Here is a 14,656-nt window from a genome sequence, read left to right on the forward strand (position 1 = left end):
GTGGACGGGGGTCAGCCGCGCAGGGCGTCGACGGCGGCCGCGAGCGCTGACGGCACGTCCGGTACGAGCGTGTGCGCCCCGTCCCGTACGACGTGCCGGCCGCCCACGACCGTATGGCGCACGTCCGCTGCGGTCGCGGCGAATACGGCGGTCTCGGCGCCGAGCCGTGGCAGTGGTCCGGCCGTTCTGACCGAGTCGAGGGCGATCGTGGTGAAGTCGGCGAGCGCGCCCTCTTCGAGGTCGCCCGCGTCGTCCCAGCCGAGGGCCGCGTGACCGTCGGCGGAGGCCGCGCGCAGGAGGGCCGCCGCCGTCCAGTGACCCCGGGTGCGGGAGCGCAGCCGCTCGTTCAGCTCCATGGCGCGGGCCTCTTCGAGGAGGTCGATCACGGCGTGGCTGTCCGAGCCGAGGGAGAGCGGGGAGCCGGCGCGCTGGAGGGCGGGGGCCGGGCCGATGCCGTCGGCGAGGTCCCGTTCGGTCGTCGGGCACATGCAGGTGCCGGTCGAGGAGCCGCCGAGCAGGGCGATGTCCTCGTCGGTGAGGTGCGTGTTGTGGACGCCGGTGGTGCGCGGGCCGAGGACGCCGTGGTCGGCGAGCAGCCGCGTGGGGGTGCGGCCGTGCGCCGCCAGGCAGGCGTCGTTCTCCGCCGTCTGCTCCGACAGATGCACATGGAGCGGGGCCCGCCGCTCCTCGGCCCAGCGCGCCACCGTCGCCAACTGCCCGGCGGGTACGGCCCGTACGGAGTGGATGGCGGCACCGATCCGCGCGTGATCACGGTCCTTGAGAACTGAACAGCGTTCCGCCCAGGCCTCCGCCGTGCCGTCGGAGAAGCGCAGCTGGTGCCGGTTCGGAGCCTGTCCGAAGCCGGCCGAGAGATACGCCGTGTCAAGGAGGGTGATGCGGATGCCGGCGTCGGCGGCGGCCTCGATGAGCGCCTCGCCCATGGCGTTGGGGTCGGCGTACGGGGTGCCGTCGGGGGTGTGGTGCACGTAGTGGAACTCGCCGACCGCGGTGATGCCGGCGAGCGCCATCTCGGCGTACACGGCGCGGGCGAGTGCGCGGTAGGCCTCCGGGGTGAGCCGGTCGGCGACGGAGTACATGACCTCGCGCCACGTCCAGAACGTGCCGGAGCCGACCTGGACGGTGCCGCGCAGGGCGCGGTGGAAGGCGTGCGAGTGGGCGTTCGCGAGCCCGGGCAGGGTGAGGCCGCGCAGGATCTCGGCGCCGGGCGGCGGGGTGTCGACGCCGGTGCTGACGGCGGTGATGCGGCCGTCCGACCCCGCGGCGGAGCCGTTGGTGGACACCGTGAGGGCCACGCCCGGCTCGACGTGGGTGTCGAGCCAGGCGTGCTCCAGCCAGTACGTCGTCTGCGTCACCTGCAGGCCAGCCCTTCGAGTACGTCGGCGAGTGCGGTCACCCCGGCCACGCAGTCGTCCTCGGCGGCGTACTCGGCCGGGGAGTGCGAGACACCCGTGGGGTTGCGTACGAACAGCATGGCGGTCGGGACGGTCCCGGAGAGGATTCCGGCGTCGTGTCCGGCGCCGGTTCCGAGGACCGGGACCTTCAGGTCCGTCCCCTTGCCGAGGAGGCGGCCGAGCTCGTCGCGCAGGGCGTGGTCGAACTCGACGACGGGGGTGAACGACTCGCGGACGACGTCGAGTTCGATGCCGTGCGCCTCCGCGTACTGGCGGGCCGCCTTCTCGACGCCGCTGACGACGGTGTCGAGGGTCGGCTGGTCGGCGGCGCGGGAGTCGAGCCAGCCGCGGACCAGGGAGGGGATGGCGTTCACCCCGTTCGGCTCGACCGCGATCTTGCCGAAGGTGGCTACGGCGCCCGCGAGCTGGGCCTCCTGCCGGGCGGCGAGGACCGTCTCGGCGTACGACAGCATCGGGTCGCGGCGGTCGGCCAGCCGGGTCGTGCCCGCGTGGTTGGCCTCGCCGCGGAAGTCGAAGCGCCAGCGGCCGTGCGGCCAGATGGTGCTCGCGATGCCGACGCTGTCACCGCTGAGGTCGAGGGCGCGGCCCTGTTCGACGTGCAGTTCGACGAAGGCGCCGATGCGGGAGAGCCGCTCCGGGTCCGGGCCGATGGCCTCTGCGTCATACCCGGCGGCGGCCATGGCCTGCGGGAGGCTGATTCCGTCGGCGTCCTTCAGCCGGTGCGCCTGCTCGACGGTGAGCTGCCCGGAGGCGAGCCGGGAGCCGACGCAGGCGAGCCCGAAGCGGGCGCCCTCCTCGTCGCCGAAGTTGACGAGGGCGAGGGGCTTGGTGAACTCGGCGCCCCTGGCCCGGAGTTCGTCGAGAGCGGCGAAGGAGGAGACGACTCCGAGGGGCCCGTCGAAGGCGCCGCCGTCGGGCACGGAGTCCAGATGGGAGCCGGTGACCACGGCGTCCCCCGCTGCGGGGTCGCCGAGCCAGGCCCACTGGTTGCCGTTGCGGTCCAGTTCGTACGTCAGGCCGCGGGACTCGGCCTGCTCCCGGAACCAGGTGCGGCACTCGGTGTCGGCCCCGGTCCAGGCGAAGCGGCGGTAGCCGCCGGAGGCGGAGCTGCGGCCGATCGGCAGCAGCTCCGCCCACATGCTGTGGAAGGTCACGCGTCGCCGCCCTCACGCATCGGGATCCGCACGCCGCGCTCGGCGGCGGTGGTCTCGGCGATGTCGTAGCCCGCGTCGACGTGCCGGATGACGCCCATGCCGGGGTCGTTGGTGAGCACGCGGCGCAGCTTCTCGCCGGCAAGCTCGGTGCCGTCGGCGACGCAGACCTGGCCGGCGTGGATGGAGCGGCCCATGCCGACGCCGCCGCCGTGGTGGATGGAGACCCAGGAGGCGCCGGAGGCGACGTTCACCATGGCGTTGAGCAGCGGCCAGTCGGCGATCGCGTCGGAGCCGTCGAGCATGGCCTCGGTCTCGCGGTACGGGGAGGCGACGGAGCCGGAGTCGAGGTGGTCGCGGCCGATGGCCAGGGGGGCGGCCAGTTCGCCGGACGCCACCATGTCGTTGAAGCGCTCGCCGGCCTTGTCGCGCTCGCCGTAGCCGAGCCAGCAGATGCGGGCGGGCAGGCCCTGGAAGTGGACGCGTTCGCCGGCCATCTTGATCCAGCGGTGCAGGGACTCGTTCTCCGGGAAGAGGTCGAGGATCGCCTTGTCGGTCCTGTGGATGTCGGAGGCCTCGCCGGACAGGGCGGCCCAGCGGAAGGGGCCCTTGCCCTCGGAGAAGAGGGGGCGGATGTAGGCGGGGACGAAGCCGGGGAAGGCGAACGCCCGCTCGTACCCGGCGAGCTGGGCCTCGCCGCGGATCGAGTTGCCGTAGTCGAAGACCTCCGCGCCGGCGTCCATGAAGCCGACCATGGCCTCGACGTGCTTGGCCATGGACTCGCGGGCGCGGGTGGTGAAGCCCGCCGGGTCCTTGGCGGCGAGGTCGGCCATGTCGTCGAACTCGACACCGACGGGGAGGTAGGCGAGGGGGTCGTGGGCCGAGGTCTGGTCGGTGACGATGTCGATGGGGGCGCCCTCGGCGAGCATCTGCGGGAGCAGTTCGGCCGCGTTGCCGAGCAGGCCGATGGAGAGCGGCTTGCGGGCGTCCCGGGCCTCGACCGCCAGTTGCAGCGCGTGCCGCAGGTTGTCGGCCTTCACGTCGAGGTAGCGGTGCTCGATGCGCCGCTCGATGGCGCGCGGGTCCACGTCGATGCAGATCGCGACGCCGTCGTTCATGGTGACGGCGAGCGGCTGGGCGCCGCCCATGCCGCCGAGACCGGCGGTGAGGGTGATGGTGCCCGCGAGAGTGCCGTTGAACGTCTTCGCGGCGACGGCGGAGAAGGTCTCGTAGGTGCCCTGGAGGATGCCCTGGGTGCCGATGTAGATCCAGGACCCGGCGGTCATCTGGCCGTACATGGTGAGGCCGAGCTGCTCCAGGCGGCGGAACTCCTCCCAGTTGGCCCAGTCGCCGACCAGGTTGGAGTTGGCGATGAGGACGCGCGGGGCCCACTCGTGGGTCTGCATGACGCCGACGGGGCGGCCGGACTGGACGAGCATCGTCTCGTCCTGCTTCAGGGTCCGCAGGGTGCGGACCATGGCGTCGAAGGAGCGCCAGTCGCGGGCGGCCTTGCCGGTGCCGCCGTAGACGACGAGCTTGTCGGGGTGCTCGGCGACCTCGGGGTCGAGGTTGTTCTGCAGCATCCGCAGGGCGGCTTCCTGCTGCCATCCCAGGGCGCTCAGTTCCGTACCGCGCGGCGCTCGTACGGGGCGGGGTCCTGACATGGTCTGCCTCCTGTGCGGACTGTTGCAGTGGATATTCACATCCTGGCTCTTTGAATAGAGCTAGTCAATACGTTCGTACGTCGGCGGGGGCGCTCTACGCGTGTTTGGCTGAATGGATGGGCGCACACATCGACACGACGGGGGAACCGGTGGGCGACGGGGCGGACAGGGCGGCCGGGGACGCGGGCGGGAAGATCGAGGGGGACGCCGAGCGGGTCGCGCGGCGCGACGAAGCGGTCCGGGCGGCGGTGGAGCAGGGGCTTCTCGGGCCGGCCGCCCCCATCGTTGCGCTCCTGGACGTCACCGGCATCCGGGACTCGGCGGCCGCCCTGCGCGCCGCCTTCGAGGCGGTCACCGCGCCCGGCACGCCCGTGCTGCACGCCTTCGCCGTGAAGGCGACCCCGCTCGTGCCCGTACTGCGGCTGCTGCGCGAGGAGGGCATCGGCTGCGAGGTGGCGAGCCCCGGGGAGCTCGCCCTCGCCCGGGCCGCCGGAGTGCCGCCCACGCACACCGTCCTCGACTCGCCGGCCAAGACCCTCGCCGAGCTGCGCGAGGCGCTGGCGCTGGGCATCGCCGTCAACGCGGACAACCCGCAGGAGCTGTCCCGCATCGACGGCCTGGTCCGGTCCGCGACCACCCGCTCCCCGCTCGGACTGCGGGTGAACCCGCAGGTCGGCGGGGGTTCCATCGAGGCGCTGTCCACGGCGACGGCGACCTCCAAGTTCGGGGTCGCGCTGCGCGACGAGGGCGCCCGGGAGTGGATCGTGCGCGCCTACGCCGACCGGCCCTGGCTGACCCGGCTGCACGCGCACTCCGGGTCGCAGGGCATCCCGCTCTCGCTGATGACGCAGGGGGTCGCCGAGACGTACGCCCTCGCCGAGGAGATCAATCGGCGCATCGGGCGGCAGCAGATCGACACGATCGACATCGGCGGCGGCCTGCCGGTCGACTTCACCTCCGACGCCACGACCCCGACGTACGCGCAGTACGCCCGGCTGCTCGCGCAGGTCGTGCCGGGGCTCTTCGACGGGCGGTACGGGCTGGTCACCGAGTTCGGGCGGTCACTGCTCGCCAAGCACGGGACGGTGCTCGCGCGCGTCGAGTACGCGAAGAGCGCCGGGGGGCGGGCCGTCGCGGTCACCCACGCCGGCGTGCAGATCGCGGCCCGCACGGTGTACGCGCCGGGGTCCTGGCCGCTGCGCATCGCCGCGTTCGACGCGAAGGGGCACCCCAAGGCGGGCCCCGACGTCGTGCAGGACATCGCGGGCCCCGCCTGCTTCGCCGGGGACCTCCTCGCCGAGGGCCGCGCGCTCCCCCTCCTCGAACAGGGCGACTACGCGGCCGCCCTGGACACCGGCGCGTACTACTTCGCCCACCACTACGCCTACAACTCCCTCGTCCGCCCCGGCATTCACGGCTTCGCCCCGGACGGGCGGGGCGGCACGCGCTTCGCGGTCGTACGGAAACCGCAGACGGTGCAGGAGATCGTGGCGGAGTCGGGCGGCGGGCATGCGGCCGCGCTGACGGGGCTGGTCCCGCCGATGTGACCTGCGGCCGGCCTCGCTTCGGCCCGCCCGGCCGCGGGTGCGACAACTGACATGAAAATGTGGGCAGTTGACCTACCTTAGTGATGTCGGGCATGTTCCACCGGGAAATGCCGGATCCCTCACCCCTCGTGCACACGTTGCGTAGTTTCTTCGTGACTCAGCCGTACCCGAGGCGGGAGGGGAGCCGGGGTGCCCGGAATCGACGAGTGTCTGCTGGAGGCCATGCGGCTGCCCGGCGCGCGGGGTGCCGCGGTGGTCGACTGGACCAGCGGGCTCGCGCTGGGCGCCGTGGGGGAATCGCCGGGCGGCGACCACGAGACGGCCGCGGTCGAGGCCGCCGAGCTGGCCCGGCTCGCCGCCGAGCACGGGGCGTTCGCCGCGGCGGAAGGTCCCGGCCTGTCCCCGGCGGAGCCCCCCGTCGAGGACCTGATCATCAGCAACCGGGACAGCTACCACCTGCTGCGGTTCGTGCCCACGAGCTTCGACAGCAGTGTGTTCCTGCACCTGTGGCTGACCCGCACGGACGGCAACCTCGCACTCGCCCGCATCCGGCTCGGCGAGATGGCCGGACGGCTGGTGCTCGAATGACACCCGTACGGACACCCGCGCCGCCTCCGCCGCCCCCGCTGCCCGTACGGCGGGGGGCCGCGGCCCCGCGCGGCGGGCTCGCCCCGCTGCTCGGCCGGCTCGCCGCCGAGCGCGCCACCGGTGTCCTGGTGCGTGAGCGCGGCACGCTCTACCTCCGCGACGGTCAGGTGGTGCACGCCGAGAGCCCCGCCGCGCCCGGCCTCGACGTACTGCTCACCGCGCGCGGCACGCTGGACGCTGAGGGCTGGCGGGAGGCGGTCGACCGGGCCGGGGAGCGGCGGGCGGTGGGGCGGTTCCTGGTCGAGCAGGGCCGGATCGGCCTGGGGGCGCTGGAGCTGTGCCATCTGGGCGCGCTGTACGACGCGGTGTACTTCGTGCTCGGCCCGAGCGGGACGCCCGCCGGGTTCCGTACCGGGGCGGCGCACTGGTTCGGCCCCGTGCGTCCGGTGCCGGTGGCCGCGGTGGAGCGCGAGACGCGGCGCCGCCGTGAGCTGCTGCGGCGTATCTGGCCCGACCCGGCGACGGACGACGCCCCGCTCGTCCGGGCCGAGCGTCGCGCCGCCCCGGCCGTCACGGCCCGCCAACGTGCCGTCCTCGACCGGCTGGACGGAGTACGCACGGCGGCGGACATCGCCCGCGCCCTGGGCCGGCCCGCCTTCCACACCCTGGTCGACCTGCGCAGACTGGCAGCCGCCGGGCTCGTCACCACGGCCCCGCGACCGGATGCCGCCGCGCTCCGGGAGGAGTTCGACGCGTCGATCTCGGCACAGGCCCGAACGGCGCTGCGCGAGGTGTCCCACACGGCCGCAACCACGCCACCCGCCCGGCGAACCCCTGCCCCCACCCCCGAACCCTCACCCCCCGCCTGCACCACCGGGCCCGCCCCGACAACCCCGCACGAGGCGCCAGCGGCACCGCACACGGCATCCCACACGGCCACACCCACACCACCCGCCCGGCGGCCCTCTGCCCCCACCCCCGAACCCTCACTCCCCACCTGCGCCACCGGGGCCGCCCCGACACCCCCGCACGAGGGCACAGCGGCCCCGCACCCGGCGTCCCACACGGCCACACCCACGCCACCCGACCGGCGACCCCCTGCCCCCACCCCCGAACCCTCACCCCCCGCCTGCGCCACCGGGGCCGCCCCGACACCCCCGCACGAGGCGCCAGCGGCCCCGCACCCGGCGTCCCACACGGCCACACCCACGCCACCCAACCGGCGACTCCCTGCCCCCACCTCCGCCATCGGGGCCGCCCCGACAGCCCCACGAGAGGACACCGCGGCACCGCGCGCGACGTCCGGCCTCACGAACGCGTCGGCACCCGACCTCCCGCGTCGCGCCGCCCCCTCCCCCGGAAGGGCCCCCACCGCCCGTCTCACCCCCACAGCCCCGCACGAGGGTTCAGCGGTGCCGCGTCTGGCGTCCCGGGCCGCGCAGCCCAGGGTGCCCGAGCAGCGGCCGCCTGCGCTCACACCCAGGAGGGCGCCCAGCGCATCAACCGGCGCCGCCGCTGCCGTACCCACCGATCCCGCCGTATCCGCCACCGCCCCGCCCGGCCGTGTCTTGGACGACCCCCAAGTCGCCCTGTTGCGTCGGCTCCGTGACGCCCTGGAGGCCCTGTGATCCGCGCGCTTCGTCAGCGTGCCGAGAGGAGACTGCTGATGGCTGCCGAGGCCGAAGTCCTCGACGAACTCCGCCGGTTGAGGGCGCGCGTGCCGCAGTTGACCGGTGCGCTCGCCACCGGTGTCGACGGTCTCGTTCTCGCCCAGGACACCCCCGACGTCGAGCCGGAGCGGCTGGCCGCGCTCGCATCCGCCGCGCTGGGCGTGGCCGTGCGGATGACGGACGCCACCGAGCAGGGGGACTTCCGCGAGCTGCTCGTGCGCGGTGTGCACGGCTATGTGGCGACGTACGCGGCGGGCACCTCGGCCGTACTGACGCTGCTCGCCCTGGACCAGGTGAACGTCGGCCGCCTGCACCTGGAAGGGCGCCGCGCGGGCACCCGCATCGGCGAGCTGGTGGACGCCGCGGCCGCCCGCGCCGAACCCGCACCCCGGGCCACCTCGCCGAAAACGCCTGCCAAGGCCCCGGCCAAGTCCGCCGCGAAGGCGGCCTCCGCCGCCTCCAAGACCGCTGCCAAGTCCGCCACCGCGCGGACCCGCACCGGGCGCGCGCCCGCGAATCCACGTTCCACCGCGAACACCGCGAACGCGCGCACCACCACGGAAAGTTGAAAGGACCCACCCCGTCATGGCGAACACCGAAACCGCGCTGAAAGAGGCGCTCTCCTCAATCGAGGGCGCGACCGGCGCCGCCCTCGTCGATTACAACAGCGGAATGGCGCTGGGCACGATCGGCGGCAGCAAGAGCTTCGACCTCACGGTCGCCGCCGCCGGCAACACCGATGTCGTACGGGCCAAGCTCCGCGCCATGGAGCACATCGGGCTCAAGGGGGAGATCGAGGACATCCTGATCACCCTGACCAACCAGTACCACCTGATCCGGCTGCTCACCGGGCGCAGTGGCAACGGCCTCTTCCTCTACCTCGTGCTGGACGCCAAGCAGGCCAACCTCGCGATGGCCCGCCACCAGCTGAGGAAGATCGAGGCAGAACTGGAGGTGTGACCCTCCCGTGGAGGCGACGCGCTAGACGAGCGCGTCCGTGCGGCGGCGCGCCCCGCCAGGGGCCGCGTCGCCCGCCGCGACGCCGGTGGCGCGGTAGGCCTTGACGCGCTTGCCCGCCGGTTCGCCGGCGCCCCGGCCGAGCCAGTCGACGCGCACCCACAGCAGGGCCTCGTCGGTCCGTTCGCGCCGCCCAAGCCAGTCGGCCTTCAGCCACAGCCCGACGCCGGTCCCGGCGAGCAGCATGCCGCCGGCGGCGGGTACGGCGAAGGCGCAGGCGAGAGCGGCGACGAACGCGGCGAGCAGCCACCAGCGGTGCCCGCGGCGCCAGTTGCGCACGGTCACCGCGCGGTCCTGGAGCATGTCGTGCTTGCCCGCGTGTGCGGCGCTGCCGGCGAGCGCCGCGTACCGCCTGCGCCGCCGGCAGGCCACCACGGCGGCCGCGACGATGAACGACGCGGCCCCGGCCAGTACACCGATCCGGCGCCCGGTCAGCCCCGGCGGCAGGACGCCGACGCCCGCCGCGAACACTCCGCACCACCACAACGGGGCGGCCCCGGCCCTCACCACGACGGCCACCCGAGCCAGTCCCTGTCCTCCGCGCGCCACGTTCCGCCTCCTCGCTTCAGCCACAGCGTCTCGGGCGCGCAGGCTAGCGAGGCAACGTGAGACGAATCTGAGAAGCCCCGCCCCGCCCCGCTCCGGCCCAGCCCGGACCAGCACGGCCCCGAGAAAGGCTTCCGGTCTACGTCCTACTCCACGAACAGGCCCCGTGTCGCCGCCCGCGCGTCGAACTCCTCCAGCCGTGCCTGCGCGTCCGGCAGGTCGTCGCACATCGCCTCCAGCAGCACCCGGCCGAGCAGCATCGGGGCGCACGCCGTGTCGAAGGCGAGGCCGGTGCCGACGGCGGCCGGCAGCAGCAGGTCGGAGCACTTGGCCACGGGCGCGAACGCGGAGTCGGCGACGGTCACCACCGCGAGCCCGGCCTCCTTGGCGTAGGTGAGCGAGTCCACGACCTCGCGCGGGTGGCGCGGCAGCGCGAAGCAGAGCAAGGCGGTGGCCCCGGCGCGGACGGCGGCGTCGATGCGGTCGTGCAGCATCGTGCCGCCCTCGTGCAGCAGCCGTACGTCGGGGTGGACCTTGGCGGCGAAGTACGCGAAGCCGTACGCCTGGGAGGCGGCGGCGCGCAGGCCGAGCACCGGGAGCGGGCGGCTCGCGGCCAGCAGCCGGCCCGCCCGCTGCACGGGCCGCGGGTCGGCGAGCACCTCCGCCAGGTGCTTGAGGTTCTCGATCTCGGCCTCGACGGCCTGCTGGTACTCGTTGTACGCGGTGGTGTCCGCGGCCGCTTCCGCGGGCGCGACCTCGCGCAGGTGGCGGCGGAGCGCCGGGTAGCCGTCGAAGCCGAGCGCGACCGCGAAGCGGGTGACGGACGGCTGGCTGACACCGGCGAGTTCGGCGAGCTCGACGCTCGACAGGAACGGTACGTCGGCGGCACGGCGCACCATGCTGTGCGCGATGCGCCGCTGGGTCGGCGTGAGCCGGTGCCCCTCGAAGAGGGCCTGCAGCCGTGCGGCGGGACTGTCCGTCACACCCATGCTCCTGTCCACGCTCCTGTCCACGCTCATGACGTGCTCCCCCTCCAGATCTCCGTGAACCGGTCGAGCAGTGCGGCCGCCGCGCTCACGTCGTCCGTGAGCGGCCGGTCGGCCTGGTCCGCCGCAAGCACCGACTCGGCGAGCTCCAGCGCCCGGCCGACCGGCAGGTCCGGGTCGGGCCGCAGGTCGCGCTGGCGCAGCGCCCGCACGGCGGCGACGAGCTCGCAGCCGACGACGAGACGGTACGCGCCGCACGCCCGCAGCGTCTGACGTGCGGCGAGCGAGGCGAAGCTGGCCTGCTCCTCGACGCCACGGGAGAGTACAGCGTGCCCGAGCGAGGCGGGGGCGGAGAAGGCCCGCAGGTCGCCGAGGGCGGCTCCGGCGGCGTACTCCAGGATCATCACGCCGGAGGACGCGGGCTCGGGGTCGGCGAGGAAGGGCCGCAGGCGGGTGTAGGCGGGCTCGTTCAGGGTCGACAGTCGCGACGTCGACAGCCGGGCCACCTGGGTGACGGCGAGCCTGAAGTGGTCCAGTGCCAGGGCGAGTTGGGCCTGGTAGAAGCCGCCGTGGTGGTAGGCGGCCATGTCCTCGGGGGAGATCAGGGGGTTCTCGGCGGCGGCGTTGATCTCGACGGCGAGGACCTGGTCGAGTGCGTCTGCGGCGTCGTGCGCGGGGCCGTGGATCTGCGGGATGCAGCGGAAGCCGTACGGGTCCTGGATCCGCCCGAGCGGTGGTGTGGGCCGGTCCGCCGCACCGATCAACTCCCGCATTCTGCGGGCCACTTCGGCGGACCCGCGGTGCGGCCGCGCGAGGTGCACGGGCGCGGCGTACGCCTCGTGCGACCCGTCGACGGCGAGCAGCGAGAGCGCGGCGACGACCTGGGTGGCGGCGATCAGCCCGCGCAGTTCGTGCAGGGCGAGCGCGGACTGCCCGAGCGTGAGGGCGTTGCTGCTGATGAGCGCGAGGGCGTCGTTGTTGTCGAGGGGCTGGGCCTCGGGGGCGGCTTCGGCACCGCCCTCGGACATCCGCCAGGGGTGCTCCCCCGCCAGCGCCAGTCCCATCTGGGCCAGCGCCGCGATGTCACCGGTGCCGACCGAGCCGAACTCGTTGACGACGGGGTGGGCCCCGCTCTCCAGGGCTTCGCAGAGGGCGGTGACGACGGTGGGGCGCAGGCCCGCGCCGCCCGCCAGGAGTTGGTTTGCGCGGACGGCGAGCATGGCGCGGACCTGGCGGGCGGGGAGTTCCTCGCCGATGGCGCCCGCGTGGCTGCGCAGCAGGCGCAGGCCGTGGCCGGCGGCGGCCTCGGTGGGCACGTCCTCGTTCCGGTTGGCGCCGACGCCGGTGGAGCGGCCGTAGACGCGGCCCGTCGCGGCGATCCGCCGGGCGGCGTCCCAGGACTCCTCGACGCGCTTCATCGCCTCGGTGCCGGCGACCGGGCGCGCGGCACCGTCGGCGAGGCGGACGACGTCGTCGACGCCGATGCCGCTCCCGTCGAGGATGACGAGGCCCGTCGTCACGGCCTTCAACGCGCCCACGACCCGCCCACGATGTGAGACGACATACCGTCCACGCTCCCCTCAAACAGGGCATTGGATCTTGCCTGCCGGTCATAAGTAACCAGCGATTAACACCAGCCCATTGACAATCTATTCAGACACCGAGAACTCTGCATGACGATATACAGGCCGGGCAAGGGACACCTCATGATCCAGTTCGACGCGGTCCACAAGCGCTTCCCCAACGGCACCACAGCGGTCCACGATCTCTCCCTGGAAATGCCTGAAGGCGGCGTGACCGTCCTCGTGGGATCTTCCGGTTGCGGTAAGACGACCACCCTGCGGATGATCAACCGGATGGTCGATCCGACCTCCGGCACCATCCGCGTCGGCGGCAAGGACGTGACACGGCAGGACGCCGCCGAACTGCGCCGCTCCATCGGTTACGTCATCCAGCAGTCGGGCCTCTTCCCGCACCGCACGGTGCTCGACAACATCGCGACCGTGCCGCTCCTCCTCGGCTGGGGCCGCAGGAAGAGCCGGGCCAGGGCCGCCGAACTCCTTGAGACCGTCGGCCTCGCCGCCGACGCCGGCAAGCGGTACCCGCACCAGCTCTCCGGCGGTCAGCAGCAGCGCGTCGGAGTCGCCCGCGCGCTCGCCGCCGACCCGCCCGTGCTCCTCATGGACGAGCCGTTCGGCGCCGTCGACCCGGTCGTCCGCACCCAGCTCCAGGACGAACTGCTGCGCCTGCAGAAGGAGTTGAACAAGACCATCGTCTTCGTCACGCACGACGTCGACGAGGCGGTCCGGCTCGGCGACCGGATCGCCATCTTCCGCACCGGCGGCCATCTCGTGCAGTGCGCCCCGCCCGCCGAACTCCTGGCCCGCCCCGCGGACGACTTCGTCGCGGACTTCCTCGGCGCCGAGCGCGGCCTGAAGCTCCTCTCGCTCACCACCCTCGCCGACGTGCCGCAGGCCCCGGCCCCCGTGGGCGGCACCTGGACGCTCGCACTCGACGCGGCGCGCAAGCCCCTGCACTGGGCCGCCAAGGACGCCGAACTCCCCGTGCGGCCGCTCAAGGACACCGACTCCCTGCTGGCCGCGCTCAACGAGTCGATCGCCTCGCCCGGCGGACTGATAGCCCGCGTCGACGCGGACGGCGTCCTCACCGGCGTCTCCTCCCGCGACGACATCCACGAGCACGCGGGCCGTGCGCACACCGCAGCGGGCGTCACCGCATGACCATCGACTGGTCGTGGATCGGCGACCACACCGACGACCTCACCACCCTCACCGTCTCCCACCTCGAAGCCGCGCTCTCCGCGGTCTTCTTCGGGCTGCTGATCTCCCTCCCGCTGGCCGTGATCGCCCACCGGGTGCGCCCCCTGCGCGGCCTGCTGCTCGGGCTGTCGAACGTGCTCTTCACGATCCCGTCGATCGCGATCTTCGTGTTGCTGCTCCCGGTGAGCGGCCTCACCCGCACCACGACCGTGATCGGCCTGACGATCTACACCCTCGTCGTCCTGCTGCGGAACACCGTCGAGGGCCTCGACTCGGTCCCCGCCAAGACGAAGGAGGCCGCGAAGGCGATGGGCACGCGCCCGCTGCGCACGCTCCTCACCGTCGAACTCCCGCTCGCCCTCCCGGTGATCATGGCGGGTGTCCGCATCGCGACGGTCATGTCGATCTCGCTGGTCTCCGTGGCGACGTACATCGGCGACGGCGGACTCGGCCAGCTCTTCACCGACGGCTTCCAGCGCGACTTCCCGACGCCGGTGATCGTGGGCGTCGTCCTGACCCTGCTCCTTGCACTGGTCGCGGACGCGCTCCTGGTCGCCGTGCAGTACGTACTCACCCCGTGGACGAGGCGGCGAGCCTGATGTACGAACTCTTCAAGAACCTCGGCACGTGGCTGACCAGCTCCGCCCAGTGGTCCGGCACCGACGGCATCGCGCACCGCCTCGCCGAGCACCTCCAGTACTCCCTGCTCGCGACCCTCGTGGCCGCCGTGATCGCCCTGCCCGTCGGCCTGCTGATCGGGCACACCGGCAGGGGCGCGTTCCTCGCCATCAACCTCGCGTCCTTCGGGCGGGCCCTGCCCACCGTCGGCCTGGTGGTGCTCGTCTTCCTGGCCAGCGGCCTGTCGATGTGGCCGGTCTACATCGCGCTGGTCGCCCTCGCCGTCCCCTCGATCGTCACCAACACCTACGCCGGGATGACCGCCGTCGACCCGGACGTGAAGGACGCGGCGCGCGGCCAGGGGATGCGCTGGCACCAGGTCCTGTTCCAGGTCGAGCTGCCCCTCGCGCTCCCCCTGATCATGACGGGCGTGCGCCTCGCACTGATCCAGGTGGTGGCGACGGCGACGATCGCCGCGTACGTCTCCTTCGGGGGCCTCGGCCGCTATGTCTTCGACGGTCTCGCGCAGCGCGATCTCGTGCAGGTACTCGGCGGCGCCGTGCTCGTCGCAGCGGTGGCCGTCGTCCTGGACCTCGCCCTGTCGGGCCTGCAGCGCTTCCTCTTCCGCCACCGCACCGCGTAGGGAAACCACCGAA

Annotated in this window: 13 protein-coding genes and 1 pseudogene; 8 read left to right on the forward strand and 6 right to left on the reverse strand. The window is 73.4% G+C overall.

What is annotated here, in order from left to right; translation table 11 throughout:
• Positions 1-11: 11 nt before the first annotated feature.
• Genes ABZS97_RS20790 through hutU form a run of 3 tightly spaced genes read right to left on the reverse strand, consistent with a single transcriptional unit; the run spans position 12 to position 4,248 of the window.
• The gene (locus ABZS97_RS20790; RefSeq protein ID WP_356139752.1) at positions 12-1,373 is read right to left on the reverse strand and encodes a formimidoylglutamate deiminase; all 1,362 of its coding nucleotides are present in this window, start codon (positions 1,371-1,373) and stop codon (positions 12-14) included.
• Positions 1,370-2,587, reverse strand: a complete 1,218-nt coding sequence (locus tag ABZS97_RS20795; protein WP_356139753.1) for an allantoate amidohydrolase — start codon at positions 2,585-2,587, stop codon at positions 1,370-1,372. The genes ABZS97_RS20790 and ABZS97_RS20795 overlap by 4 nt, the downstream gene beginning before the upstream one ends.
• Positions 2,584-4,248, reverse strand: coding sequence for a urocanate hydratase (gene hutU / locus ABZS97_RS20800; protein ID WP_356139754.1), 1,665 nt, complete (start codon positions 4,246-4,248; stop codon positions 2,584-2,586). The genes ABZS97_RS20795 and hutU overlap by 4 nt, the downstream gene beginning before the upstream one ends.
• A gap of 116 nt (positions 4,249-4,364) precedes the next feature.
• Here hutU and ABZS97_RS20805 point away from each other — a divergent pair, with 116 nt between their 5' ends.
• From ABZS97_RS20805 to ABZS97_RS20825, 5 genes and pseudogenes are all read left to right on the forward strand, one after another.
• Entirely contained in the window at positions 4,365-5,795 is a 1,431-nt protein-coding gene (locus ABZS97_RS20805) for a diaminopimelate decarboxylase (RefSeq protein ID WP_356139755.1), read from the forward strand.
• Between the two features lie 189 nt (positions 5,796-5,984).
• Entirely contained in the window at positions 5,985-6,383 is a 399-nt protein-coding gene (locus tag ABZS97_RS20810; protein ID WP_356139756.1) for a hypothetical protein, read from the forward strand.
• Positions 6,380-7,087, forward strand: a pseudogene (locus tag ABZS97_RS20815) (hypothetical protein); the annotation flags it as partial. The gene ABZS97_RS20810 and the pseudogene ABZS97_RS20815, both read left to right, overlap by 4 nt.
• 962 nt (positions 7,088-8,049) lie before the next feature.
• Positions 8,050-8,622: a roadblock/LC7 domain-containing protein gene (locus ABZS97_RS20820; RefSeq protein ID WP_356139757.1), complete on the forward strand. Its 573-nt coding sequence runs from the start codon at positions 8,050-8,052 to the stop codon at positions 8,620-8,622.
• Positions 8,623-8,638: 16 nt separating this feature from the next.
• Positions 8,639-9,013: a hypothetical protein gene (locus ABZS97_RS20825; RefSeq protein WP_356139758.1), complete on the forward strand. Its 375-nt coding sequence runs from the start codon at positions 8,639-8,641 to the stop codon at positions 9,011-9,013.
• A 21-nt stretch (positions 9,014-9,034) separates the two neighbouring features.
• Here the strand turns inward: ABZS97_RS20825 and ABZS97_RS20830 are convergent, their stop codons facing one another.
• The 3 genes from ABZS97_RS20830 to ABZS97_RS20840 all read right to left on the reverse strand — a co-directional run bounded on the left by ABZS97_RS20830 (position 9,035) and on the right by ABZS97_RS20840 (position 12,140).
• A complete protein-coding gene (locus ABZS97_RS20830) occupies positions 9,035-9,619 on the reverse strand; it encodes a hypothetical protein (RefSeq protein WP_356139759.1) in 585 nt (194 codons plus the stop codon).
• 143 nt (positions 9,620-9,762) lie between these two features.
• Complete coding sequence (locus tag ABZS97_RS20835; RefSeq protein ID WP_356139760.1) at positions 9,763-10,635, reverse strand: MurR/RpiR family transcriptional regulator; 873 nt, start codon at positions 10,633-10,635, stop codon at positions 9,763-9,765.
• Positions 10,632-12,140 (reverse strand): aromatic amino acid ammonia-lyase, encoded by a 1,509-nt coding sequence (locus ABZS97_RS20840; RefSeq protein ID WP_356139761.1) that lies wholly within the window; start codon positions 12,138-12,140, stop codon positions 10,632-10,634. The genes ABZS97_RS20835 and ABZS97_RS20840 overlap by 4 nt, the downstream gene beginning before the upstream one ends.
• A 168-nt stretch (positions 12,141-12,308) precedes the next feature.
• On the opposite strand from ABZS97_RS20840, the gene ABZS97_RS20845 reads away from it, so the two are divergent.
• Genes ABZS97_RS20845 through ABZS97_RS20855 form a run of 3 tightly spaced genes read left to right on the forward strand, consistent with a single transcriptional unit; the run spans position 12,309 to position 14,643 of the window.
• On the forward strand, positions 12,309-13,343 hold the full coding sequence (locus tag ABZS97_RS20845; protein WP_356139776.1) for an ABC transporter ATP-binding protein: 1,035 nt from the start codon (positions 12,309-12,311) through the stop codon (positions 13,341-13,343).
• Entirely contained in the window at positions 13,340-13,981 is a 642-nt protein-coding gene (locus tag ABZS97_RS20850) for an ABC transporter permease (RefSeq protein ID WP_356139762.1), read from the forward strand. The genes ABZS97_RS20845 and ABZS97_RS20850 overlap by 4 nt, the downstream gene beginning before the upstream one ends.
• On the forward strand, positions 13,981-14,643 hold the full coding sequence (locus ABZS97_RS20855) for an ABC transporter permease (RefSeq protein WP_356139777.1): 663 nt from the start codon (positions 13,981-13,983) through the stop codon (positions 14,641-14,643). Before ABZS97_RS20850 ends, ABZS97_RS20855 begins: the two co-directional genes overlap by 1 nt.
• Positions 14,644-14,656: the final 13 nt, after the last annotated feature.

Origin of the sequence: Streptomyces sp. NPDC005485, assembly GCF_040606085.1 — a bacterium.
Lineage (GTDB): Bacteria > Actinomycetota > Actinomycetes > Streptomycetales > Streptomycetaceae > Streptomyces.